The sequence below is a fragment of the Mycobacterium sp. M23085 genome, from assembly GCF_045343915.1.
Taxonomy (GTDB): Bacteria; Actinomycetota; Actinomycetes; order Mycobacteriales; family Mycobacteriaceae; genus Mycobacterium.
The window spans coordinates 1-22,990 of the sequence record NZ_CP174281.1; the positions used below are offsets into that span (position 1 = coordinate 1).

A 22,990-nucleotide genomic window follows, 5' to 3' on the forward strand; every position below is an offset into this window, starting at 1 on the left:
CGCCTACCCCGCCCGAATTAGCTAATGCGCTTGGGGTGGGCGTTGGCGGTCCCCAAGCCAAGATCGACCCCCCTTCTAGCCGGACTGTCCACACCTTCGACACAAGGCCAGACATGAACCAAGGCCCCCATCCCCACGATCTTTACGCCGCGCTCGGCGTAACACCTGCCGCCACTCCGGCTGAAATCACGGACACACAAACCCGGTTGCAGCAGGTCCTAGCCGCATACACGCTGCTGCGTGACCCGCACCGCCGAGCCATCTACGGCCAGAACATCGATAATTCGATGACCGCGCTCGCGGCCAGTCACCTAGTAGATGTCGAGCATTCACACGAGCAATGGCCGCGACGACGATGGATGTGATGACATCCACGTGTATCCCTGTCCCAGTACTGGCATCAACCGGTCCACGACCCCTTGAACGGCTTGCTAGCTACTTCTCGGGTCGGCGAATCGATGTAAGCACCTGGCGAGCGACCTCGTGCAATTTGACGTGCTGCTTCTGCGATGTGCTGACGAGCCTCTCAAACGCCGCGTCAGCGGTGCAGCCATGGATAGCCATCAACGCACCTTTTGCTTGATCGATTTCGGCCCGCGAGGTCAGCGCGCGTTCCAGACTACTCACGGTATCGCGGGTCTTCTGCCACCGGCGGGCGTTGGTGATCGCTTGGCCGGCCGTGACCGTATACAGCCGGATCAGGCCCTCGTCGAACGGGTCAAACGCCGATGCGGTGTAGCTGTAAACATTAAGTGAGCCAACAAGTTCGGGTTCGCCGTCATCGACGAGCAACGGCGCTGACAAGCAGGCCCGAACGCCAAGCTTTTTGGCATTTTCGCCGAATTCGGGCCATCGATTCCCGTCCGCGGCAGCAATCTCCACACGCACTGGTCTACGCTCCTGAGCCGCCTGCATGCAGGGCCCTTGCCCGGACTCCAGCTGCAGGCGATCCAAGGCGATGAGCCGTTCATCGGTGCTCGCTGGAGTGCTGCCGGCGTTGCCGCTGATCACGGTGATACTGACAGCATCGGCGTCCGGAATCGCCCTCACGGCGGTCTGAGCAACCCGCACCAAGACATCGCTTAACGGCTCCTCGGCGGCAAAAACATCGCGCAGGCCCGCGATCGCCTCTGCTGTGGCATCCAGGCGCAACAAGGGATCTGGTCGTTCCGCAGCCGTCATTGTTCCCTGGTTCCACTCCACCAGGTCACGACGAGCACTGGTGCGGCTGATTCTAATGATCAGCACGCGCTGGAAGCGTGCCGCTACCTGGTAACTCGGAGGCCTTGTCGGCCACGTGCTGGAACACTGGTTAAAAGAGCGTGCCGGAATAAGGTGCGCGTTGGGTGCTAAAGGCGGCTTCCAGATTGACCAGCGCGCCGCTGCGTAGTTCCGTGATGCGGTCGGCTGCGTGGAGTTCTGACACGGAATGCGCGCCCATGTAGACCGTTCCGAGTTCGGCCAGGCCGATTCTGATGTCTGGTCGCCCGTCATGGGGCGTGCATGTTCCGATGCCGTCGCGTGTTTGGAGCAGGTATCGGCCTCCAGCGACGACCAGCGGATCGGTGACTTCCAGGACGACCTCGACGTCAGCAGAATAGATCCGCTTGCCAAGCACGTCGGGCACGTTCATGATGCGCAGCCAAAGGAAATCGCTGATGCCCGCAGTTTGGGCAGGCCGGGGATCCCTGAGTTTGAGGGGAAGCGGATCATCGACGGGCAGCTCAATCTCTATGTCGTTGAAGGACTCCAGGCTCAGCAATGTCGCGAGCAGCTCGGTGTGCGCTTCGTCTGTGATCGCGCAGAAATCCTGGACAACCAGGGTGCCAAAAGGGGGGCGAAACGCATGTGGTTTGCCTCCCATCACTCGGTAGGTGAGGAAACCGTCTGGATGAATGATGAAGTTCAGCTCGGACCCGTTGTCCCGCTGGGTCACTCGGTCTTCCAGATAGTCATCCCACCAAGCGCTGTCCCGGGCCAGCGAACCATGAGTTATGCCGCACCAGCGCTCATAGATAGGGGGGACCTCGGATCGCGCCTCGGCAGCGTTGAGTTCGCGCGCGCGCTTTCGGAGCGGCTCACCTCGCAGTTTCGCGAAACGCCGGTCGATGTTGTAGGTACGGTGATAGCTCGCCACCCCGGCGCCCAAGATGTCGTAAACCGTTGGCTGGGTGGGAACACCGCAAATAAATGGGTAACCTCGATCCTGAAGTATTCCGAAGCCCTGGATGCTGATCTGCTGCCAGATTCCCCTGCCCTCATGGGTGGCCGCGACGGTAACCATGGCCAGCCATGCGGCTCGGAGACTGGTGCCGCCCGGCACGGTCAGTCGCAGTTTATAGCAGAGGGAAGTCGCGACCAGGAATGGTCGCCGCGGATCTGAGACATCCTCGGCCACCAAGATGTCCTCGAGCTCGACCTTGCGTTTCCAACCTTCCACGTCCCCGGGCGCCACTGAGATTCCGTATGCGCGAGCCTGATTCTCGTAGACGGTCTGCAAGTCCTCTTCGGTAGCAAATCGTATTTTGATGGAATCGTCCGGTGTATTCAATCGTTCCTTCATTCATTTTTTCGCTCGCATTGCGCGAGCGATCGATCCCCTAGATGCGACGTGTTTGTTTGGTGCCGACGCACGAACTCGGGACCCGCGGAACATTGGGCCGCACTCGCGGATGGTGGTGACCCGCGTTGGTGATGTTCGGCGAGAGTGGTATTTGGGCCAGATGTGGTGTGCGACTGCGGCGTAAGAGCCCGGCGTCTCAGACGACGGGGAGATCAACGATGTATAACTGCTCCGAAGGTGGTGGCAAAGCGACGCTGCTTGTGTTGAGGCTAGCAGCACAGTGGTCTTCGGGATCGCGGCTGGCCGCTACGGCGGTAGCAGGGAAGTGAGATTCAGCGGAGGAACCGGATGCTGCGCGCAATTACCCACATCGCCCTTGCCGCACCGCGACGTGTCATCGCGGCCGCCGCGGTGATCTTGATGGGGGCCGCGATCTTCGGCATCCCGGTGATCAACAGCCTCTCGGCTGGCGGCTTTCAAGACCCGACCTCGGAGTCGTCCAAGGCGACCGACATCCTCCGAGACAAGTTCGCTCAGACTGATCAGAAGATGCTGATCGTGGTGACCGCGCCCGCCGGCGCCCGCAGCGCTCCGGCGCGCCGGGTCGGCACCGACATCGTCGATCGACTCCAACAGTCACCGTGGGTCTTCAATGTGTCCTCGGCCTGGACGTCACCGCCGCAGATTGCGGCTCCACTCGTTAGCAAGGACACCAAGTCCGGGATGATCGTGGCCAACCTCAAAGGCGGGGAGAACAACGCGCAAAAGTACGCCAACGTGCTGGCCCGCGAACTGGTGCACGACCGCGACGGCGTCACCGTCCGCGCCGGCGGCATGGCCGTGGCCTACAACCAGATCAACGAACAGAATCAGCGCGACCTGATACTCATGGAAGCCCTCGCCATTCCCCTAAGCTTCGCCGTTTTGGTCTGGGTATTCGGCGGACTGGTAGCGGCAGCGCTGCCGATCATCTTGGGCGCACTGACGATCGTCGGCACCTTATCAGTGTTGCGGCTGATCAGCTTCACCACCGACGTCTCGACGTACGCGCTGGATCTGAGCATCGCCATGGGCCTGGCCCTGGCGATCGATTACAACCTGTTGATCATCAGCCGCTACCGCGAAGAACTCGCCGAATGCGGCGGCGATCCCAGCCAAGCACTGTTCCGCACCATGGCCACCGCGGGCCGCACCGTGCTGTTCTCTGCCACCACCGTCGGCTTGTCGATGACGGTGTTGGCGGTGTTTCCGATGTACTTCCTGAAGTCGTCGGCCTACACCGTGGTCGCCACCGCCGTCATCGTGGCCGTCGCTGCCGTAGTGGTGACGCCGGCGGCGATCGCGCTACTGGGCCCGCGACTAGACGCCCTCGACGTGCGCCCGCTGGCGCACCGGCTGCTGGCGTCCACGTGGAGGCACGACGACGCGCACAAGCCGGCCCACTCGATGTTCTGGTACCGGTCGACGCGGTTTGTCCTGCGTCATGCTGTTGCTGTCGGGTCGAGCGTCGTCGTGCTGTTGTTGCTGCTCGGGGTCCCCTTTCTGGGGGTGCATTGGGGTTTCCCCGACGAACGGGTGTTGCCGCGATCGGCGTCGGCACGCCAAGTCGCCGACCTGTTGGACAACCAGTTCACCGACGACTTGGGGATGGCGGTGTCCGTCGTCGTCCCGGACACACGCGGTGTCAGCCTCCTTGACCTGGAGCACTACGCCGCTGCCCTGTCACAGGTTCCCGATGTGTCGGCAGTCACCGCGCCGACCGGGACATTCGTGGCCGGGCACCGGGTGAGCCCGCCGGCCGCGCCCACCGGCATCGCCGACGGCGCCGCCTTTTTGACCGTGACCAGCACCGTGCCGCTGTATTCGCAAGCCTCGGCCGCCCAGCTCAACCGGCTGCATCAGGTCGCCACACCGGCAGGGCGGCCGGTGGCCATGAGTGGGCTGGCGCAGGTCAACCGCGACAGCGTTGACGCGATCACCAAACGGCTGCCCACCGCGCTGGGGCTGATCGCCCTGGTCACCTTCGTGCTGCTATTCCTGCTCACCGGCAGCGTGGTGCTGCCGCTGCAGGCGCTGGTATGCAACGTGCTGTCATTGACGGCGGCCTTCGGCGCGATGGTGTGGATCTTCCAAGACGGCCACCTGCGGGCATTGGGAACGACCCCCAACGGGACGTTGAACGCCAACATCCCGATGTTGTTGTTCTGCATCGCCTTCGGCCTGGCCATGGATTACGAAGTATTCCTGGTCTCACGGATCCGCGAATACTGGTTGGCCTCTCAAACCACCCTTGAGGCACCACCGAGCCCCACCGAGGCACGTGCCGCGAACGATGAGAGCACCGCACTGGGCCTGGCGGGCATCGGCCGAGTGGTCACCGCCGCTGCGCTGGTGATGTCGATTTCATTCGCGGCACTGATTCCTGCCCAGGTCTCGTTCATGCGCATGCTGGGCCTTGGCCTGACACTTGCGGTACTAGCCGACGCCACCCTGGTGCGAATGTTCCTGGTCCCAGCGTTCATTCACCTACTTGGCCCATGGAGTTGGTGGGCGCCCAAACCCTTGGCCTGGCTGCACGACCGGTTGACGACCGGGGAAGCCGCTGCCGTCGCGGTGGGACGCCGCCGCTGGGCCACCGACACGTCCGAGTCCACGGCCGACCAGGCCGGCGCCAGCGCGCCTCCCAAACTCAACCGGATCGACGACGTCTAGCTCTAGCCAGCCGCCACAGGCACCGGATCCCGACGGAGCCCGGGCTGCGGGCTGCGGGAGTCAACGGCTACGCCGGTTGGCCGAGCGGGACACGGCGGTCCTCTTCCACCTCGCTTTGCGTCGCGACCGCATCGACACGCGCGAGGTTGAAGATCGCCGTCACCATCACCAGCGTGGCCGCCGCCAAGGCCAACAGCCCCGCCGGACCAGCGTCCAGCGTCTCGCCGAGGACAGCGACGCCCACCACCGCCGCGACAACCGGCTGCGACACCTGCAGGGTCGGCATTGACGCGGTCAACGGCCCCGCCCGAAACGCCAACTGCCCCCCGACAAAACCTCCCAGAGCGACCAGCAGCAAGGCATACAGCTCGGGCGTCCACACCACCGTCCAGACGCCTTCGTTGAGCCGACCGACAACCTCTTTGGTCAGCACCGCGAAGATACCCCACAGCGAACCCGACACGAGCGCGTACAGCACCGCGGCCAGCGCCCCACCCCAGATACGGCCTGCGGCAACGCATCCGGTCAATAGCGGACCCAACACCATCGCCACACCGGCCCAGGCGTGCAGCGATGCGCTCGATCGACCGGCCTGCGGATCACCGACAGTGACGATCACGATCACCGCGACAGTGAGTAGGCCAGCCCACAGCCACTCGCCCGCCGATACTGTGCGATGCGACAACCTCGCGTTGATCGGCAGCGCAAACAGCAGCGAGAACATGAGCAATGGCTGCACCAATAACACCGAACCCTCGCCCAGCGCGGCCGCCTGCAACCCGACGCTCGCCAGCATGATCAGTAACCCCCAGCACCACCGTTGATCACACAGCAGCTTGGCGATCAATCCGGTGGGACCGACCGAGTCGTCAGTGACCCGGTGTGTCGCGCGTTGCTGAAGAACGTCCCCGACCGCGCCGCACAACGCAGAACTCAACGCCAGGAACCCCGCGATATGCATGTTGACCATATGCGATTTCTCCATCGAACAAAACGGATCAAGCAAGTCATCAACTTCTTCTCGATACCCTTTGTGGCAGCCACACCGCGTCTTCGCAACCGTGCACGTCGGGGCACCCCTCGGCGCAGCCCACCGCGACCAATCCCAAGGCACTACTACCAATACGCGGTCGACGAGCTCGACGATTGCACCCGGTGAACCGAAACCGCGCGGCCGAGAAGGGATCCGCAATTTGCCCGGAACCTTATGGCATCAAAGGCCCTGGGACTGAAGGGGTTCCGGCGACGGTCACTACAGTTCCAATCCGTAATCTCGACTCTGGCCGCGTCCGCGACTGCGGTGCCGCTGGTGGTCGATCCATTGTTGCTGGTCGAGCAGCCGGTCGAGGCGGTCGTCGCGCCACTGCTGGTAGGCGGCACGACGGCGCGCCACTCCCGCGGCACGCCGAGCCAGCAGGCTCTGCACCCGGGCGGGCAGCTGCGCATGGTCCTCGGTTTGGGCGGCGACGTCGTGAGCGGTGCGGGGTTGCTCGTTACGGTGGCCGATGATGCCGCGCACCAGCTGTGCGGCCTGATGGCCGGTGCCGCGGCGCGCCACATGCATCCCCGACTGGGGTTCGGGGTGTTCATGCTCGGTTTCCCCGCCCAGCCGCTCATAGAGGTAGGCGTGGTTGGTCTCGCGGCCGCGGGTCATGGCGACATAAAGCAGGTTGCGGCGGGTGGACTCGCCCAGCACGGCATGCGCGGTGTCGGCGGTGACCCCTTGGGCGGCGTGCACGGTGACCGCATACCCATAGCTGACGTGCTCGCGCAGATAGTCCCCGCTCAAGACCACCCGCGCGCCATCCTCGAGCCGACGCGCGGCGATGCGATCATGCTCGCGATCGACGGCGAGGACCTGCCAGCGTTGCCCGTTGCGCACCGGATCCGCGCTCGGATCGGGCACCGCCCGGCGGGCTTCGAACACCGGGATGGCTGGCTCATTACGCCGACTCACGATGACATCGCCGACCGCGAGGCGTTGTCCGCGTGCAGCAGCCACGGTGGGCGCCTGGGGGTCGATGCGTTCGTCATGGAGGCGTCGGTTGAGTGCGTCAACCATTTCGGTGGTGTCGGCGATCAGCAGCGCATCGCGGCCCGCGGCCATATCCGTCTTGTAGGCCGCCAGGGCGTCGGCGGCCATCGCGATCGGGTCCCCGGCGTGCAGCCGCCCCTGAGCCCGATACCATGCCACCGCGCGGCGCACGGGCGCCGGGCCGCCGTCGCGCAACGCCAGGGAAGCGGCCCGCTCATCCGGGTCACGCATCCGCCACACCTCCGACAGTGTCTGGGTCCAGGGCAGGTCAGTACAGAGTTGGGCGAACATGCCCCCACGGGCCTTCACCGGGGCCAGTTGGTAGGCATCGCCGACCAGCACGGTCTTGACCCCGGCCGCGGTGGCCGCGGCCAGCAGCTCGCGCAACGCATCGGTGCCCACCATGCCCGCCTCGTCCACCACCACCAGCGTGCGGGGAGTCAACGTCAGCGTGTTCTCCCGCAGCGAACGCAGCGCTGCGGCCACCGTCACGCCGGTGTCCCCGGCGCCTTCACGCACCGCCACATCGACGGCTTTGCCCGTCGGGGCCACCACCAGCACCCGCTTGCCGCTATGGTTCGCCGCGGCGCGCAGGGCGCGCATCGAGGTGGTTTTCCCCGCACCCGCCGGCGCGGACAGCGGGCACACCAGCCACGGCAACCACGCAATCGTGCGCACCGCGCGCTGTTGATCGCCCGACAAGCCCTCCAGGTCAAACTCATGCAACCCGAACAACTGCGACCGCTCCTCACGCGCCCCCACCGCGTCGAGCAGCAGGGCTTCTTCGGCCAGAATCCGATCCAGGGTGTAGCGCTCGTGCCCCTCACGCTGATGCGCGGCCCGGGGTGCGGTCAGCCGCATCCCCACCGCGTCAACACTGGCCTCGATCAGCTCGCGCGGGGTTCGGGTCTCCCCGTCGATATCGACCGGCAACTGGGCACCAATCACCTCGACCAGATCCGCCCGGGTAAACGCCGCCTTCTCAATCTTCGCCGCCGCCGCAGCCAACCGCGCCCGATGAAACGGCGCCGCCGCAGCAGCCCGCCGCGCCTGGCGCGCTTGCAGAAACGCAGCCCGATCCACCTTTAATCCGCGCGCATCCGCACGCCACTCCGCCACCAGTTGGACCCAGGAGAGTTGTTCGGGTTTGGCCGGCCGGGTGGCCTTTTGCGCGGCCGCCAACTGCGCCGCCGACGGCCCCGCGCCCGAGCCGACCACCACCAAGTTGTGGGCCGCCCACTCGCGTAACTGCGAGGCCCGCTGCGACCACGCGCTAACACTGTTCGGGTCGATCCCGGCGACCTCGGCCATACCCGTACACGGGTCAACCGCGGCCCACTCCACCCCCAACGAACGGTGCAACTCCCGACGCAACGTCGCCTGATAAATCACCCCCGCCGCCTTGGCTTCATGAAACAACGACGTGCCATCCAACGACACCAACCGCCCATCAGCACGGGCCTGTCGGTTCGGCACCAACACGTGGGTGTGCAGGTGCGGATCCCCCGCCCGCGACGTCTCATGCTGATACGCCACGGCGACCAAACCGGGCAACCGAACGAGGTCTTTATCACCCGTGGTCGGGTTATGCACTCGGGTGTAGCCGGCATGGACCGCGAGGTATTCCAGCGCCTCGGCGATGGCGGTAGTGTGCGCGGCCAGCACCGCCTTATCGGCCACCTCATTGGCCCGCAACGCCCGCACCAACGACACCGACTTGGGCGCACAAAACGTCAAATCAAACCCATGCACACTGCCCTTACCGAAGGCGCGCCCGCACGCGCCGTTGGGCGCGATCCCATCGTCAAGCCAGCGCGCCACCACTCCCGGATCGGCGTCCCCGCCGGCCCGCTCGGCGTCGCTCAACCCGACTAATTCCGCGGCCCGGTGGGCATCGCCGGCGCACACCCACACCGGGGTACGAGTGTCGTGTTCGCCGTAATACTCCCCCAACCCGCCGTTGGCACACTGCAAATCTTTGGCGGCCTGCCCGGCCGCCCGGGCGGTGTCGTTGTAATAGTTCACCGACCACCGCGACAGCTTCGCAATCGTCAACACCCTGGCCACCACCCTTGAGCTGGACCGCCCACCACGTGCACGTCGGGTAATTAGCCCAGCGGACGGCCCACCCAGCCTTGCACACAATTGTGCAAATGTGCCCGGTAACACGCGGGTTTGAGGGAAAGAGTTGCTGGGGTGGCCAGCGGCAGGGGCGAAGGGGACGCCCCTGTGCATCAGAAGAGTGGGCCTGGGCGAGGGCGGATAAACCCGCGGAAGGAACCGGGATGCAGGGCGGGGTTTGAGGGGACATGACAGCTGGGGCAAGCACCGGCCGACAGCACCACACTCCACCGCTGCGCCAGGCCCGCTACCAAGCGCTATTGGGCCCGTCGCGGCAAGCGACACTTACCGGCCCCCACTCAAGACAAACCTCCATCGTGGCAAGCCGGGGCTGGGCCAGCGCCGCGGAGCGATGATGGAGGTTGTCCATACCCCTACCGCCTACCCACGCGGCGCTGCAGCGAAAGAGAACCGATGAGCATCGAGGCGACGTTGACTATCTATCTCGTCTCGTGCGCCGCGCTCAATCGTGCGGTGAGGAGGTCCTTGACTGGCTGGTGCACCAGACCCCCGCTCGCGCAGTTGCCGCGCCTGGATGTGGTGTGCTGCAAGCAGCGCGCGTGGCCGGTTTTGGGCGGCGACGGACTCGGCTAGCACCGCGGGGCCGGCGGGGTCTGGTGCGTCCGCACCGCGCGCACCGCGGCCGCCTGCGCGACAGCATCGGCGGCCGCGGCCTGGGTGCGGCGCCGCGCCGCGCGGAGGGCCGCCTCAGCCGCGATCACGCGGGCCGCGGCGTGCCCCGTGCTCGCTAGAGCACGCCGGCCCGCCGCGCGGGCGCGCAGGTGCTCCACATGCGCGGCGCGCTGCGCTGCCACATGGGCCTGGTGGGCGGCGCGCTCGCTGGCCTCGCGCGCCTCATCGAGGGCGGCCGGACGCGCGGCCAGGTGCTCAGCCCCGTGCCATGCCAGCATCGCGCCCAGCAGTCCGATCGGCTTGTGCGGGGCGTCCGGAATCCAGTGCCCTACCCCAAGCCAGTCGCGCACGAGTTGGTTCACATCGCGCGGTGTCCACCCGTGCCGGGCGGGAGCGGCCAGAATCGCTGCCCAGGCGCTGGGACTATGCCGGTGACACCACGGGGGGGCCTGCGGATCAGCGCGCCACGCTTTAGCCAGCGCCACCCCCCCGCCGTTAAGGTCCGCGCGGTGCACCGCGCCGCGGTTACCGGCGCCGGAACGGCGGCGGGTGACGGTAGTAACCACATCCTGACGGACGTGTTGATCCCTAACGGGACCACTACGTGGATGGGGTGACAGCACCGTTTGGACTTTGTGGATAACCCGGTTGAGCAGCCGGTGGTCGTGCAGCGCCCACACGCTGGCCCAGCCGCGGCCGCGGTCACCGACCCGCCAGGAGGCCAGGCGTTCGGCGCGGGTGCGTTGGCGACCGCGCAGCACCTCGGTAGCCACCCCCAGCAACCGCAGCACGGTGTTGGCGCGCTGGATGGTGCGCACGTCGTAACCGGTGTCGGTGGCCAGCCGCTCATTGCTGGGCCGGCAATCCCGGCCGGTGGTGTAATCGGCATAACGTGCGCGGGCCTGGGCGATGCGCAGCAGCGCGCGCCGGCTGATCTGGTTGGCCCCCATGTGCGGGCGAACGTCGGCGTCGTAGCGCAAGTCGTAGGCCACCGGAACCGTCCACCGGGCCCACCGATCCGCGCCAGCCCAGCACGGCACACCCGCGTACGGGGCATCGCCGAGCTCGAGCACGATCGCCGCCGCGACGGTGCGGGAGTTGGCCGCCAACAACGCGTGCGCACGCGGGCCCGTGCGGGCCACTCCGCGCCGCGGCTGCAAGCGTGTACACCCGCGATACGCGGGCAACAATGTATCGGTTTCTGAAACACCACGGTGCGCGCCATCTGGAACCGCAGACAGGTATGCGCTACCGTGAGACGAGTCAGGCAAGACACGTCCCTTCGGGGAAGCGGAAACCCTCGGCCCGCCAGCCGGGGGTTTCGCCGTTTATTCAGCTGTCAACATGTGCCTCGGGTCGTCCGTCAGTCCACGAAGAGTTGGCCGCCGAGGCGGGGCTGTCAGATTGCCAGCGGCAGAACCTCCGTCTTTTGATCGAGTTCGCGAACAAGGTCTTCGCGGCCGTAGCGATATGCCAGGACGTCGGCAACGAGCTGTGAAAGGCTGATGCCTCGCTGAGCAGCCTCGGCTTTCGCCTCGTCATAAACCGCTTCAGCGGGGCGACACATGATGAGTTTCCGTTGACCCTTGTGCGGTTGCGCCATATGCCAACCCTCACACGACTATCTGATAGATCGCCTCTGACACGCCGTGCGCCCGTGACGTTTTCGTGACCGGTGGCTTATGCGGCTTTGAAACCCAGCGGCGAAATGCCCGCGACCATCGCGGGCTAGGAGCGCCCGTCGTTGCCGGCGCAGGCGGCGAGCAGGGAACGATTTTCTCGTCCCTAGGGGACTTATATGGGCTGGTATTGGCTTAGGGGTGCTTAGTCTCGTATATTGGGTGGTGCCTGTTGCGTTGAGCTTCAGGAAGTGAGCCCGAGACCCGGCCGGACGACCGTGGCGCTCGGGCTTCGCGATTTTTAGGGCCTGGTCAGACGTCTCGGATAGCCGTGACGGCGGGGTTGATGAGTTTGCGCCAGTCGCCGCCTTTTGCCCAGCACCAGGCGATCGCATCGGGGATGGCCAGCAGCGCGTCGGTGTGGGAGCGTTTGTGCTCGTAGCGCAGGGTGTCGCGGCAGCCGGCGGCCCGGGTGTACTCGATCAGTTTCTGGTTGTCGAAGTTCACCATGGTTTCGTCCTCGTCGAGAACGATGTGTGCGCCGATGATGGTGGCGTGGTCGTCGATGAGGGCACGTAGACACGCTGAACGGCGCTGGCGTTCGTTGCGGTGCTGAGCTCCCGCACGGTAGACGGTGGCTTGTACGCCGGCGTCGACGACGGTTTGAGCGATGGTGCGCTTGCGGCCGTCTTTCTCGTCTTTCATGTGCAGGTAGCGCTGTCCGGGTAGTAGCAGCCCACGCACCACCTGGCGCAGGGCGCCCAGGTCCGTCGTGACGTGGACGCTGGCAACGAGCAGATAGTCGCGCTGCTTGGTTTCATCGACGTAGATGTGTCGAACGGTCACGGCATGCTCCAAGCGCCCAGGCGCGGAGCCGGGTGGTGTGTCTGGCTTACAGCGGTGGGCCGGTCGTCGAAATGGCGCGTTTGTACCGTCACGCTGATTCTCGACGTGGACTCGGCCCGTTCACAGGTTCCGCGGGATAACCAGCGTCCACACGAGCGATTGAACATGTCGATGCGCATGCCGGAGACGTTAACGAGCAGGCGTGCAGATACCCGTAATTGCGGCTGCGGCTTCCGTCGCCAAGCTCGGCCTGGTTACCAACAGCTCTCGGCGTTATCAGAGCTGCGCTTCGCGACATGCCCTTCCTCGTAGTGGCCGCTTTTGTGCGTGGTGGTCCTGCTGTCAAGGCTCGACCATGGTCGACCGCGTAGCGGCGTGGCCTTGACAGCAGGACCACCACGTTCACCACGATTGGCGGCGAGGAAGGACATGGCACTGGCTCAGGGCTACGCATCGGGCCAGTTCAGGCCCTTTTCAGGAGGATGCACCCTGTCCTTCCTGCACAGCTAGCTAGCAGAGCTAGGTGTGCTAGCAACCGCGTTCGCGGAGGTAGGTATCGATGGCTTGGTCAGTGATGTAGGCGATGCTGATGGATCTGTCGCCCGTTTCGTAGCGGAGCTTGTCGACGGCCTTGCTGAGGCGGTCTTTGACGGAGGGGCGGATACGGACGTTGTGCTGCTCGGTGAGCCGTTCCCCGACGGTGTTGCTACGTGCAGCCGTGGTGGAGGTGTGCTTGGAGGGTTCGGGGTGGCCGGCTGCAGTTGGCCGGTCGGGAAGTACATCGGCGGGGTGGGTGCGTGTGATGGCGGGTTTGCGGGTGGTGGTCATGCGGGTGCTCCGATGGTGATGCCGAGTTCGTCGAGGAGGTCGTTGTAGGCCACTTGCAAGCTGAGGGCTTTGCCGCCGCGGTATTTGTGGATGGGCACTTCAGCGCTGTGGGCGTCTTGGCGGGCGCCGAGATCGGGGATGACGGTGTGAGCTACGAGGTCGCCGTACGCGGCGCGGAGCTCGCGTTCGCGGTCGATGTGTTCGCCTTTGTTTTGTCGGCGGGAAATGATGATCTTGGCGAGCTCGAGGCGGGGGTTGGGGCGGAGTTTGACTTTCTGCACGGTGGTTTCGAGCCTGGTAACGCCTTTGACTGAGTCTTTGGTTGGCTCGGTGATGGCATAGACATCGTCGACGGTCAAAAGCACCGCAAACAGGAGCTTTCCGAGGCTGGGTGGACAGTCGAAAAGGACGGCGTCATAAGGCGATAAGTCCAGGCCCTCGAAGGCCACGTCGAGGCGAAACACCAGGTCAGAGGCACCGCTGGATTCGGCGTTGGACAGATCGAGGTGGGCGGGGATGAGGTCGATGCCATCCCATTCGGTTGCTAGCACCGCATCGATAGCAGAGCCGGGTTGGGTGCGGTCCATCAAGTCCGCGGTGGTGAGCTGATCGTCGGTGGTGTAGATGCCGAGGCCTTCGGTCGCGTTGGCCTGCGGGTCCATGTCGACAACGAGCGCTTTACCGCCGCGGTGGCTGATCGCGCTGGCCAGACCGAGTGTCGTGGCTGTCTTACCGACGCCGCCTTTTTGATTCGCAAGGGCATGTCGATTTGCCTGCATGAATGGCCTTTCGGGTTATGGACTGCAAGCTAGCTAGGGGAGCTCGCCTCGCTATCTGTGCTAGCGTAGCACGGCTAGCACAGATAGCTCGGATAGCTAGCATCAGTCGCGTGTTAGCTCGATACAGAGGACGAAATACACCGTTTTGGGGGCCGTTTTCGAGCTGTCGAAGTGCGCACGGTACGGGGTCAGGCTTTCGAAGCCCGGACCCGCTGATTAAGAGTCAGCGGGTCAGCCCAGGCGGCCCGGGGGTTGTCTCGATCACGAAGGTCTTGGAGCGGATCGATAGGTCCAACTCGATTTTGGATCTGCGGATTAAAAGTCCGTAGGTCCGAACAGCGGGACAGCACTCGGGACTGCGCGAGGTCGCCGCGGGTGTGCGCTACACCGCACTTCTCAGACCGCCCACCGACGGCTGGACGAACAGCGTCCGGTAGCCGCCGGCTGGGTGCTCGAACGACTCCCAGCCCAGCGAAGCCCAGAAGCGGTCGGCGCCCTCGCTGTAGGCGAAGAGTCTGCGGTCTGGGTGCCGCCCCATCAGGCTGCGCACTACCTGCCCACCCACGCCGTGCCCGCGCGCCGCGGTGGCCACCTCGAGGAACTGGATCTCCAAGCGCTCCTCACCGAGGTCGGGCACGCTCGCGTACTCAGGGTTGATCCCGCCTGGGTCGTCGAACTCGACCCGCGCCACCTCGGCCCCTGTCTGATCGAGCACCTGAACGAACCACGGCTCCTCGCCGAGCTGTCGATTCCACCAATGGGGGTGCTCGTAGATGACGTTCTCGGCGAACGGCGGCATCCACCAATGGTCATCGGAAGGGCTGGGGCGCAGATCGACCAGTTCGAGAAACACTCCGAACCCCTATCACGGCGGCCCCGGTCGACCAGCATCAAGCTCAGGCGGGGCCCGGGGGTACGAGTGATCACGGACTTCGACTCGTGAAGGCCGCGGAGATGACGGCGGCGACGGCGCGGATGATGTCGGCAACGGCCCGACCGATGTCGGCGATGCCGGCGGTCGTGCCGGTCTTATGAACGATGTAACCGATTAGCAGGTAGAACCCGAGCAGGGGAATGGCGACGATGAGGACAGCGGCAGTCTGGTTGCTCACCGGTGTGCTCCCTTCGGAGGTGTCGACCGGGAACTCCCTAGGCGGGGGTGACCCGGGGCCACGCGAGCGAGCGTGTCCTCTTCTTCTGGTTCGAGACGGCCCAAAACACAGGCCGGCCGAAGAGTGCCAGCGCCGGGTGCAAACAGTTGAAGGCCGCTTCAGCATCGGTACTCACCGGAGAAGTACCGATGCGAGCGGCCGTTTCCGTCGCACGGGGTCAGTCCCAAAAACGACGGTTATAGAAACGCGAGGCTAACGCGCTTGGCTGCTCAGTCGTCGGCCAGGCGGACGCGGATGGGGCGCAGCAAGCGACGGTGCTGGGGCATCACCCAGAGCATCATGATCTCCGCGTAGCCGGTGTTCATCGTCTCCACCCGGACGTTCACCCGAACGCCAGCCAGATCGAGCATGGGCACCTCACCGAGCCCGTGGTCGATCGCCGCCAGGAAGGGGTACGCCGATGGGTGCAGGCGTCGCGGGTATCGCGTGTTTCCGAAGCGCTCCGCCCATTTTGAGGAGCGAGGTGCTTCGCGACGGTCGTAGCTGCCGTCGCTGTTGGGCATCTTGCTCAGGCACAGGACGTGGACGGCGTCTTGGTGTGTTTCGGCGTAGCGCCGAAACCCTGCTTGAAGAGACGATCCGTAGCGTTGGGCCAGGTGGGCCACGCTGGCGACGCCGATCTCCAGGCTCCTGGCGTCTTGGGTGAATCCGTGTCGCTGAAACAGCAGCTCAGCGGCACCTTGATTGGCTTCCTGCTCGAAGAGTCGGTTAGTTGAAGGACTTAACGTTTCTTCGTTGTCGGTGTGGACGAGCTGCTGCTGCCAGGGCAGCAGGTCGTGGGTGACCTCGTGGAGTTTGACGAAGTTCTTGCGTCCCTCGTGGGTGACCAGCTGGCTGACGTGGACGGTGCGCTCACGACGGTCTAACGCGCCGCGCAGGCCGCGGTATCCGCGGCGGACGAGATCGCGCAGCGGTTTGGGCATCGCGGCGAGCACCCCTTCGTCGAGGGTGAAGTCATCGGCCTCCAGGAGGCCGCGCGCCGACACGATGTCGTCCACCGGCGTGGGGTACCGGCCGTAGGCATCAGCGGCCTTGAGCAGCGCGTGAGTGCGTTGCTCGATGTCGTGTGCACTGTCGAGGTCCTCAAGCATTTCGCTGCCGCTGCTTGTGTCGTAACAGTTGGAGGTACGTGGTGAGAGCCTCCGCCTCCTGCTCGGTGAGGCCCTCGGAACTCAGCGCGTGGGCCAGAGTGTTGCCGTGCGCCGTGCCGCCTGGCACGACGTATCCGGCGCGGCGCATCAGTTCGAGGTAGTCGGCGCCCAGCGTTTCGGCAAGACCGTATAGCACCTTCGGCGATGGGCTCTTGACGTCGCCGCGCTCGAGTTTTTGCAGGTAGGCGGTACTGATCCCGGACGGCTCGGCCACGGCTTTCAACGTCTTTCCCGAGAACTCTCGAAGCTCGCGCAGGGTGGGGCCGAGGGAAGCGTTGTCGGAGGTCATAGCACGATTGTAGGCGGATTTACACGATAGTAGAAACGTCTGATACACTAAAGTGGAAAGTTAGTTACCAAAGTGTTCGGCTCCGCTCGGGGGCCGGGCGCACGAGAAAGGACGCCGACAATGGCCAAGGGACATCACCGGAGCGCGACGACCGGTCGCTACGTCAAGGCGTCCACCGCCGCGCGCAACCCGAGGACCACGGTCACCGAACGCGGGGCCAACCGCAGCAATGGGACCCATCACCGCAGTGCCGTCACCGGCAAGTTCGTGAAGGCCTCCACCGCTGCACGGCACCCCAACACCACGGTCACCGAACGCGGCTGACCGCTTCTCCGCACGCAGAACCCTTCCAGGAAAGTGAGGCCACCATGGCCGTATCCGTCCCCACCATCACCTGCCCGTACTGCCGATTCACCTTCGTGAACGTCCGGGCCACCAAGCACGGACTCATCCGCTGCGGCAACTGCGGCAAGACGATGAAAATCTGACTCCGACAACATGTTTGGCTCTCGCAGCTAGACTTCCAGCTGCGATAGATAGCGGTAGGCCGTGGCGCGACTTATGCCGAACGCCTTCGCAAGCTCGGGAACGGGCTCACCGGTCGCAGCGAGCCGGCGCAGTTGCTTCTGGCGCTCCGCGGTCAGTTTCGCCGGCTTCGTGGCCGGCAGTTGGCGGGCACGCCGGGACTCACGTGAGGCGGCTCGACGCTCGCGGCCGAGTTCGAGTTCGAGTTCGGCCAAGGTTGCCATGATGGCGGCCACCGCCCGGCCGGTGGGCGTGCCGGTGTCCACGCCTTCGCGTAAGGCGCGCACCAGAATTCGGCGCTCACCCAGATCCGCGATGGTGCGGGTGACTTCGGCGACCGATCGGCCCAGCCGATCGATGGCCGTGACCACCACGGTGTCACCTTCGCGCGCGTAGTGCAGCAGGGCCGCCAAGCCCGGCCGCCCGAGGTTCACCGCACCGGACAGCTTGTCGGTGAACACGTGGCTGGATTCGACGCCCTCAGCAGCCAGGGCCGCGAGCTGTGCATTGAGGTCTTGGCCAAGAGTGCTCACCCGCGCATACCCGAGGATCGCCGTCACGCCATCACCGTCTCATCAACTTCCGACATCGAGGATCTGAGACACGCGGTGTGAGACGAGAAATGAGACACCGCGACCTGGCGCTATGCGGACTGGGCACTGCTCCGCGGTGCCTGTCTCGTTTCTCTAGTTACGAGACGGCAGGGTCCATTACACAGCACATGCGCCTGACCGGACCAGCATCGCCGGTTCAGATGGTCTCTACGATGCGCTGGGCGATGACGCGTACGGGGGTGTTGGTGTCCTGAGACAGCTTGGCCATCATTTCAAACGCTCGCACGGCATCTACTTTGAAGCGTTCCATCAAGATTCCTTTGGCTTGGCCGAGGACGTCGCGGCTCGCCAGGGCAGAGTCGAACTGGATTTGCTTGTTGGCGGCGATAAGGGCGGTTGCGGCGTGGGTGGCCAGCATTGCACCGACGGCTTGGTCAGCCAGAGTGAAAGAGTTTGCCTTGCGGCTAAACAGGTTCAGCGCGCCGCGGCCGCCGAGCTCGCCGTGCGTCTTGGGATGGGAGTAGAGGTGGAACGACATCATGCTGTGAATATCGGCGGTCAGCGCGGCCGCGGCGAACCGTGACCAGCGGGAGTCGCGGGCAAAATCGGCGCAGTGCACGAGCGGCTGATTGGAGATCGCGTCCAAACACGGACCTTCCCGAAGGTCGAGCTGAGCGATGCCGAGTTCGGCAGCCAGCGGCGCAGTGGAAGCCAGCGCCTGGTGTCTTTCGCCGTCGATGAGCAGGATGCCGGCGATGTCGACCGCGCTGATCAGCTGTACTGCCTGGGCCGTTACGGCTTCGAGGATTGGGATGAGGTCAGTGTGAGTGGCGAAGTTGGTGGCCAATTCGGCCATCGCCGCCCGGATGTTCTTCGCTGCGGCGTCGTCTTTAGGTGTCGTCAGGGGGTCACCGTTCTTTCCAGCCATCTTGACAACGCGGATCCCTAGTAAAAGAAAGGCACAGCGCGCCGGGCGCCCCGTTCCGTGGCGGTGGGATGACGTGCGGCTTAGCCGTCGTCTGAGTTGTACCAATGTCCGATCGTGGGAGGTCGTTCAGCAACTACCGAGATGTGGCGCACGCCCACGGGTGCGCAGGGCGTTTGATCTCCAAGAATGACGCCGGCGATCCCAAACGATTTCCATGCTTTGAGGCAAAAGCTTTCCCCGGTTCGTTTGTCGGTGACCGTGAGCGTGGTGGTGTCGAACCGGATCGACTCGTCATCGAGATCCAGGCGCCAGCGGGGCAGCTTTGCCAACTCGTCAAGATGGGCACGGACCGCGTCGGCGGTATCGAAGCTGGCGCCCTGGGCGACCGGGTGGTCGATGCGGTGGACGGTGAATTGGCGAGCAGTGGGATCGTCGGTGCCCTGGCCGACATCGGTGTGGCCGGTGACCGCATACCCTAGCGGCTGCGACACCAGATTTAACCCGTCGGTTTCTGCCACCGCAGCCTGTCCGTTCTCGACCGCGTCCCTGCCGCTCATGGGTGCCCCCTCTCTCACCGGTGCCCATTGAACTGCAAGATGCTGACTGGACGGGGCAACCCAAGAACCGAGCGAGCGTTTAGTACGACCATCATCGCCGGTTCGGAACTTCCGCCGTCCCCGGCCAATAGCAGCATAGCCGTTAGCCCTGTGCGCCTTGGCTTCCGCCAACGTTAAACAAAGCCGGTGGGTGAGGCCCAACGGGCGATCGCTGCTTGCCCGCGGGTGGATCCTGAGCGGGATTACGACGATGTGCTCACGCGTTGGTTTCCATAAAACCTAGGACATCTAAATAAGCGTGGACAAGCAGCTGAACCGAATTCGGCAAACCGTTTGCTACAAGCTCTCAGGTGAGGTGACGCGATGAAGCGACCACATGAGTTCATGCGGCGTGATAACCGGGACCCGCGCAGCCCCGCGGGCGGCCCGCACCCACCGGGGTGCGCGGCATCCCCGGACACCGCGACTAGCCCGGTGACATCGCATCCTGGTCCGTCGACCATGCCGGCATTGATGCGGATGCTGGGGATCAGTTCCGCATCAGCTCGACACCAACACGAGGCACTTAAGCGCTGGCTTTCCTCTAACACCCCTCATCCTGTGCTGCGGATCAGTTTGCGGCAAAACGGCTACGGACTGCTGCTTGATGCTCTATTTGGCCGCCCCTCAAGCCCGCCACTTGGTTCACACACAGATGAGCAGTGCTAAACCACAGCGAAGCAGCCGGTGGCCTGCCCAACCCCCTTCCTCGGGGGTAGATTGCGCCGATGGGTGATGATCAGGATGCGGTGCACCCTATCGACCGCAGGATTCACAAGATTCTGGCCGATATCGCCCACAGCACCTCCGACCCCGCCCTGCGCCACACCGCCCTGACTCTGCAGCTAACGCTGCCACCCGTGCAAGACTGGTCGGCCCACCAACACCGCGCACTGGCCAAGCGGCGAAACACATTATTGAAGTTGTTATCACGAGCTGCTCACCGGTGACCCCCAGGTAGCCGACACGGCCAGGGCATCCCCGTGTCAGGCAGTGGCGTTGTCAGGCAGAACATGCGTCTAGCGGGAAACCTCAGGAATATGTCCTCGGAGCCAGCAATTATATGCATTGGAAGATGTAGATAATAGGTAGCAGGAGGTGATGACAATGTTGGGGTTCGAGCCGCTCTTTCGTGATCTTTACCGACTCACCCAACCGTGGGGGAACCCTGTGGGTACCGCCGCGCGCCCGGCGGTGATGCCGATGGATGTCTGGCGTGACGGCGACACGTTCGTCGTGGAGCTCGACGTGCCAGGCGTCTATCCCGACTCGATCGAGGTGACAGCCGACCAGGGCGCGCTGACGGTGCGCGCCGAGCGCCCGTATGTGGGCGATGAGGGCCATGACTGGGTGGCCGCCGAGCGCCCGCACGGGGTGTTCAGCCGGCAGCTGTTGTTGGGCGATCAGCTCGATACCGACCACATCGGCGCCAGCTATACCGATGGGGTGTTGCGGCTGACGGTTCCGGTGGCCGAGGCGGCCAAGCCGCGCAAGGTCGCGATTACGACCGGCCGTGAACAAAAGGCCATCGCCTGAGCCGTCGGTGGGTGGTGTCACCGGCCAGACACCACCCACCTGCCCGGTTGTTGCTGTGGAAAAGGAGGTGATCAGCCATGACTGAGTATCCTCGTCGGCCGCGCGACTCGCGCCGCACCGGTGCGCGGATTCTCGATACCGCCGAAGGAGTCCTGGTCACCCTGCGGCGCTACCGCGTCGACCAAGCATTCGTCGAACTGATGCAGACCGCAAAGCGACACGACGTCAACCCGGTCAACCTGGCCGACGCGCTGGTCGCCATCGCCGAAGACCAACTGTCCGAGGACCTCGACCATGCTGCCGCCGCTGTCGCACTTGCCACCTGGGGAAACTTGTTCACTGTCAGCGAACGCGATAGCGCCCCGGCGCCGCGGCTGCACGATCTGCACGACCTTCCCGCCGAGAACGCCTAACCTATTGCAGGTCAGCGGATGCTGCTTCGCGTTTCGATCATTTCCCTCGGGGCGGGCACGATAGTGGCCTGGTCGATCACGTCGGTTTCGCTGACGTCCCGATCACCAAGCGCATCGAGCTGGGTCGGGTCGAGTCCGGTGTCATCGTCAACATCGATCACCCGCGCCTGATCGATCGCGTCTGCCTCGGACGCGTCGTCGGGCAGAACAATGTTCTCGGTGTACTTCATGATCAGGACGACCCCTTCCTTCCTCGTTTCCCGCCCAGACTGCGACCGGCCGCCGGTTTGCGGCTGACCTTACGTTGGGCATTGCGCAGCTCTAGCTGGGTGTAGTCGGATTGCAGCTGGTCATTTTTAGTTTCTAGGTCCAGGATTCGGGCAACGCCGGCCAGGTTGACGCCTTGGTCGACCAGTTCGGTGATGCGCTGCAGGCGCTGAAGGTCCTCGTCGCTGTAGCGGCGTGTTCCCCCGTCGGTGCGTGAGGGGGCCAGCAGTCCACGGCGCTCATAGAGCCGCAGCGTCTGCGGAGCGATCCCGGACAACTCGGAGGTTACCGAGATCCCGTAGAGACCGCGCGCCGACCGGGCTGTCGGGTCATCGGCCACGGCTTCCCCCTCGGAAACTTGTACCGGCTACTTGCGGAAGTATACACGTAGTGCTATCAAAAACTTATACCTGTAGACATAGATCTGCCCCTTGATTTGGGAGGTGAAATCATGGCGCTGATGCGTACAGATCCGTTCCGTGACCTCGACCGCTGGACCCAACAGGTCTTCGGCACAGCCGCCCGTCCAGCGGTGATGCCGATGGACGCCTGGCGAGACGGCGAGCATTTCATCATCGAATTCGATCTGCCTGGCGTGCAAGCGGATTCACTCAATCTCGACGTGGAGCGCAACATGCTCACCGTGCGTGCCGAGCGCCCCGGCCTGGACCAAAACCGGGAAATGCTGTCCGCCGAACGCCCGCGCGGCGTTTTCAGCCGCCAACTGTTCCTCGGTGAAAACCTTGACACCGACAAGATCGAGGCCAGCTACCACGACGGGGTCTTACGGCTGACGATCCCGGTGGCCGAGAAGGCCAAGCCGCGGCGTATCGAGATCAATCACGACGGCCAAAAAACGGCGATCAACGCCTAAGGACAACTCCGGCCACCGGCGCGCCAAGCGAAGGGGGTGACAAAGATGGCTATCGACACGCTCACTGACACAGTGCTCGACGAAGCCGAGAGGATCGTGCGCGCCGAGTGGATGCGCCTGCAACTCGACACCGCGTTGAGCGAGCCCCAAGTCGCCGAGGCGCCCGCCGCCCGGCCACGGCCTACCCAAGTCGCCGCTGTCACCACCACCCTCGACCGACCCTCCCGGCCACCTAGTGACAGCAGCCAGGGGTCCACCCGGCGGCGGCAGAATCGAGTGTGGCCCACCCAGCGGTCTCCTCCGACGCGCACAACCAGTCCCTAGCCGCCGGCCCTTGTGAACGGGAGGTGATGCCCTGACTAATGACCAACACCCACCGGCAGTGATTCGCGTGCCGTCCACAGCGACCTCACCACGCGCACGACGCAGGCGCTGACCTGCGCGCGCACCGCCACCGACGTGGCACACCGAGCAGCACTGGGCGATGCGTGAATACCGCACAATACGACGTGGCCCGCCGTCCCTCCTCCCTTCGGGGGCGGCGGGCCT

Annotated in this window: 27 protein-coding genes; 9 read left to right on the forward strand and 18 right to left on the reverse strand. The window is 64.6% G+C overall.

The annotated features are described in order from the left end of the window. Positions 1-113 precede the first annotated feature (113 nt). Positions 114-365, forward strand: a complete 252-nt coding sequence (locus ACIUM1_RS25785) for a hypothetical protein (protein ID WP_047324068.1) — start codon at positions 114-116, stop codon at positions 363-365. A 70-nt stretch (positions 366-435) separates the two neighbouring features. On the opposite strand, the gene ACIUM1_RS25790 is transcribed toward ACIUM1_RS25785, so the two are convergent. Beyond that, positions 436-1,248: a GAF and ANTAR domain-containing protein gene (locus ACIUM1_RS25790; protein WP_225325860.1), complete on the reverse strand. Its 813-nt coding sequence runs from the start codon at positions 1,246-1,248 to the stop codon at positions 436-438. A gap of 64 nt (positions 1,249-1,312) precedes the next feature. After that, positions 1,313-2,551, reverse strand: coding sequence for a GNAT family N-acetyltransferase (locus tag ACIUM1_RS25795; RefSeq protein WP_040624418.1), 1,239 nt, complete (start codon positions 2,549-2,551; stop codon positions 1,313-1,315). A gap of 360 nt (positions 2,552-2,911) precedes the next feature. Between ACIUM1_RS25795 and ACIUM1_RS25800 the strand changes: the two genes are divergently transcribed. Further along, positions 2,912-5,275, forward strand: a complete 2,364-nt coding sequence (locus ACIUM1_RS25800; RefSeq protein WP_406817911.1) for an MMPL family transporter — start codon at positions 2,912-2,914, stop codon at positions 5,273-5,275. A gap of 67 nt (positions 5,276-5,342) precedes the next feature. Here ACIUM1_RS25800 and ACIUM1_RS25805 read toward each other — a convergent pair whose 3' ends face one another. Both ACIUM1_RS25805 and mobF read right to left on the reverse strand, forming a co-directional pair. Continuing rightward, entirely contained in the window at positions 5,343-6,260 is a 918-nt protein-coding gene (locus ACIUM1_RS25805) for a DMT family transporter (RefSeq protein ID WP_007172430.1), read from the reverse strand. A 267-nt stretch (positions 6,261-6,527) separates the two neighbouring features. Further along, positions 6,528-9,368 (reverse strand): MobF family relaxase, encoded by a 2,841-nt coding sequence (gene mobF / locus ACIUM1_RS25810; protein ID WP_168710590.1) that lies wholly within the window; start codon positions 9,366-9,368, stop codon positions 6,528-6,530. 477 nt (positions 9,369-9,845) lie between these two features. Here mobF and ACIUM1_RS25815 point away from each other — a divergent pair, with 477 nt between their 5' ends. Next, positions 9,846-10,025 (forward strand): hypothetical protein, encoded by a 180-nt coding sequence (locus ACIUM1_RS25815; protein WP_136246184.1) that lies wholly within the window; start codon positions 9,846-9,848, stop codon positions 10,023-10,025. Here the strand turns inward: ACIUM1_RS25815 and ACIUM1_RS25820 are convergent. The 9 genes from ACIUM1_RS25820 to ACIUM1_RS25860 all read right to left on the reverse strand — a co-directional run bounded on the left by ACIUM1_RS25820 (position 10,022) and on the right by ACIUM1_RS25860 (position 16,748). Further along, positions 10,022-11,206 carry a helix-turn-helix domain-containing protein gene (locus ACIUM1_RS25820; protein WP_322861660.1) on the reverse strand — a complete coding sequence of 395 codons (1,185 nt, stop codon included), beginning with the start codon at positions 11,204-11,206 and terminating at the stop codon, positions 10,022-10,024. The two genes, ACIUM1_RS25815 and ACIUM1_RS25820, sit on opposite strands and share 4 nt — an antisense overlap. Before the next feature lie 257 nt (positions 11,207-11,463). Further along, on the reverse strand, positions 11,464-11,667 hold the full coding sequence (locus ACIUM1_RS25825; protein WP_322861659.1) for a toxin-antitoxin system: 204 nt from the start codon (positions 11,665-11,667) through the stop codon (positions 11,464-11,466). 328 nt (positions 11,668-11,995) lie between these two features. Beyond that, the gene (locus ACIUM1_RS25830; protein WP_322861658.1) at positions 11,996-12,529 is read right to left on the reverse strand and encodes a hypothetical protein; all 534 of its coding nucleotides are present in this window, start codon (positions 12,527-12,529) and stop codon (positions 11,996-11,998) included. A gap of 528 nt (positions 12,530-13,057) precedes the next feature. Continuing rightward, positions 13,058-13,357, reverse strand: a complete 300-nt coding sequence (locus tag ACIUM1_RS25835) for a hypothetical protein (protein WP_322861657.1) — start codon at positions 13,355-13,357, stop codon at positions 13,058-13,060. Next, positions 13,354-14,136 carry a ParA family protein gene (locus ACIUM1_RS25840; protein ID WP_406817908.1) on the reverse strand — a complete coding sequence of 261 codons (783 nt, stop codon included), beginning with the start codon at positions 14,134-14,136 and terminating at the stop codon, positions 13,354-13,356. Before ACIUM1_RS25840 ends, ACIUM1_RS25835 begins: the two co-directional genes overlap by 4 nt. A 382-nt stretch (positions 14,137-14,518) precedes the next feature. Further along, on the reverse strand, positions 14,519-14,989 hold the full coding sequence (locus ACIUM1_RS25845; protein ID WP_322861655.1) for a GNAT family N-acetyltransferase: 471 nt from the start codon (positions 14,987-14,989) through the stop codon (positions 14,519-14,521). 70 nt (positions 14,990-15,059) lie between these two features. Further along, positions 15,060-15,248, reverse strand: a complete 189-nt coding sequence (locus ACIUM1_RS25850; RefSeq protein ID WP_322861654.1) for a hypothetical protein — start codon at positions 15,246-15,248, stop codon at positions 15,060-15,062. 269 nt (positions 15,249-15,517) lie between these two features. Continuing rightward, positions 15,518-16,306, reverse strand: coding sequence for an ImmA/IrrE family metallo-endopeptidase (locus ACIUM1_RS25855; RefSeq protein WP_406817909.1), 789 nt, complete (start codon positions 16,304-16,306; stop codon positions 15,518-15,520). Between the two features lie 85 nt (positions 16,307-16,391). Further along, positions 16,392-16,748 carry a helix-turn-helix transcriptional regulator gene (locus ACIUM1_RS25860; RefSeq protein WP_322861652.1) on the reverse strand — a complete coding sequence of 119 codons (357 nt, stop codon included), beginning with the start codon at positions 16,746-16,748 and terminating at the stop codon, positions 16,392-16,394. Between the two features lie 120 nt (positions 16,749-16,868). Between ACIUM1_RS25860 and ACIUM1_RS25865 the strand changes: the two genes are divergently transcribed. Continuing rightward, positions 16,869-17,072, forward strand: a complete 204-nt coding sequence (locus ACIUM1_RS25865) for a hypothetical protein (protein ID WP_322861651.1) — start codon at positions 16,869-16,871, stop codon at positions 17,070-17,072. A gap of 191 nt (positions 17,073-17,263) precedes the next feature. Here the strand turns inward: ACIUM1_RS25865 and ACIUM1_RS25870 are convergent, their stop codons facing one another. The 3 genes from ACIUM1_RS25870 to ACIUM1_RS25880 all read right to left on the reverse strand — a co-directional run bounded on the left by ACIUM1_RS25870 (position 17,264) and on the right by ACIUM1_RS25880 (position 19,312). Further along, positions 17,264-17,833: a recombinase family protein gene (locus tag ACIUM1_RS25870; protein ID WP_322861650.1), complete on the reverse strand. Its 570-nt coding sequence runs from the start codon at positions 17,831-17,833 to the stop codon at positions 17,264-17,266. Between the two features lie 190 nt (positions 17,834-18,023). After that, on the reverse strand, positions 18,024-18,755 hold the full coding sequence (locus ACIUM1_RS25875) for a GAF and ANTAR domain-containing protein (protein ID WP_047324067.1): 732 nt from the start codon (positions 18,753-18,755) through the stop codon (positions 18,024-18,026). An 80-nt stretch (positions 18,756-18,835) separates the two neighbouring features. Beyond that, entirely contained in the window at positions 18,836-19,312 is a 477-nt protein-coding gene (locus ACIUM1_RS25880; RefSeq protein ID WP_007172444.1) for a lipase chaperone, read from the reverse strand. 767 nt (positions 19,313-20,079) lie between these two features. On the opposite strand from ACIUM1_RS25880, the gene ACIUM1_RS25885 reads away from it, so the two are divergent. From ACIUM1_RS25885 to ACIUM1_RS25895, 3 genes are all read left to right on the forward strand, one after another. Further along, positions 20,080-20,301 (forward strand): hypothetical protein, encoded by a 222-nt coding sequence (locus ACIUM1_RS25885; RefSeq protein ID WP_007172443.1) that lies wholly within the window; start codon positions 20,080-20,082, stop codon positions 20,299-20,301. Positions 20,302-20,452: 151 nt separating this feature from the next. Next, a complete protein-coding gene (locus ACIUM1_RS25890; protein ID WP_406817910.1) occupies positions 20,453-20,887 on the forward strand; it encodes an Hsp20/alpha crystallin family protein in 435 nt (144 codons plus the stop codon). Positions 20,888-20,964: 77 nt separating this feature from the next. Beyond that, positions 20,965-21,300, forward strand: coding sequence for an ANTAR domain-containing protein (locus tag ACIUM1_RS25895; RefSeq protein ID WP_065517355.1), 336 nt, complete (start codon positions 20,965-20,967; stop codon positions 21,298-21,300). Between the two features lie 11 nt (positions 21,301-21,311). On the opposite strand, the gene ACIUM1_RS25900 is transcribed toward ACIUM1_RS25895, so the two are convergent. Together ACIUM1_RS25900 and ACIUM1_RS25905 are read right to left on the reverse strand one after the other, a co-directional pair. Next, positions 21,312-21,530, reverse strand: coding sequence for a hypothetical protein (locus ACIUM1_RS25900; protein ID WP_007172440.1), 219 nt, complete (start codon positions 21,528-21,530; stop codon positions 21,312-21,314). A 2-nt stretch (positions 21,531-21,532) separates the two neighbouring features. Beyond that, positions 21,533-21,907 (reverse strand): MerR family transcriptional regulator, encoded by a 375-nt coding sequence (locus ACIUM1_RS25905; protein WP_007172439.1) that lies wholly within the window; start codon positions 21,905-21,907, stop codon positions 21,533-21,535. Between the two features lie 111 nt (positions 21,908-22,018). Between ACIUM1_RS25905 and ACIUM1_RS25910 the strand changes: the two genes are divergently transcribed. Both ACIUM1_RS25910 and ACIUM1_RS25915 read left to right on the forward strand, forming a co-directional pair. Next, positions 22,019-22,441, forward strand: coding sequence for an Hsp20/alpha crystallin family protein (locus tag ACIUM1_RS25910; protein ID WP_007172438.1), 423 nt, complete (start codon positions 22,019-22,021; stop codon positions 22,439-22,441). Positions 22,442-22,486: 45 nt separating this feature from the next. Then, positions 22,487-22,765: a hypothetical protein gene (locus tag ACIUM1_RS25915; protein WP_007172437.1), complete on the forward strand. Its 279-nt coding sequence runs from the start codon at positions 22,487-22,489 to the stop codon at positions 22,763-22,765. Positions 22,766-22,990: the final 225 nt, after the last annotated feature.